General features: G+C 50.2%; 1 protein-coding gene. It reads right to left on the reverse strand.

Features of this window, described 5'->3' with window-relative positions:
* Nucleotides 1-61: 61 nt before the first annotated feature.
* Nucleotides 62-892 (reverse strand): tyrosine-type recombinase/integrase (locus VTH8203_RS23265; RefSeq protein ID WP_096995746.1); only part of this gene is annotated, 831 nt, incomplete at its 5' end.

Below are 892 nucleotides of genomic sequence, written 5' to 3' on the forward strand. Positions count from 1 at the left end.
TGATTGGCATACTGATGTTCGAGCGCTTTTTTATGCCTGCACAACAGTTCAATGAAAGTACTCATGCGACCTCCCACGTAATGCTCAATGCATCGGCCATTTGGTTGATAGCGAGCGCCGCATCGCGATGTTTTTGCTGGGTCATGCGGGTGTATCGCGCCGTGGTGTTGAGACTGGCATGGCCAAGCAGCACTTGCAGAGAACGTAAATCTACCCCTTGTTCGAGCAGATGAGTCGCAAAGCAATGGCGCAATGAATGCGGAGAAATATGTTTATTGATGCCACACTGTTTAAGCACGCGTTTCATTGCTTTTTGTACGCCGCCGCGCTCCATTGGGTTGTCAAGATGAGAGCCTTTACCTGGGAATAGCCACGAGGGATGACGATGGGTTTGCCAATAGGCACGTAAAGCATGAAGTGTCCGATTGGGCAGTGGCACGAGTCGGTCTTTACCACCTTTACCATTGCGAATATGGACGTGCATGGTCTGCGCGTCGATGTCATTGACGGTCAGATTTAAGCCTTCACCGAGGCGCAGCCCCATGGAATAGAGAGTAAGAAAGAAGACTTGATAACGAAGCTGGTGAGTGTGGCTAATCAGCGTAGCAACCTGACTGGGTGTCATCACATCGGGCAGTGTTTGAGTACGAGGTGGTTTGACAATGTTGAGCCATTGCCACTGTTTATTGAGCGTATAGCGATAGAAGAACTGCAAGCCGTTACGGTCGAGCTTGATGGTACTCCACGAGTGGGTTTGAATAAGGCTAGCGAAGTATTGCTTGAGTTGGTCGGGGGTGAGCGAGTCAGGGCAGCAATCAAAATAGCGGCTTATTCGACGAACGGCACGGGAATAGGCATCAATGGTAGCAGGTCGTTTACCTTGCAGCTTAAG

Origin of the sequence: Vibrio thalassae (assembly GCF_900089835.1) — a bacterium.
Lineage (GTDB): Bacteria > Pseudomonadota > Gammaproteobacteria > Enterobacterales > Vibrionaceae > Vibrio > Vibrio thalassae.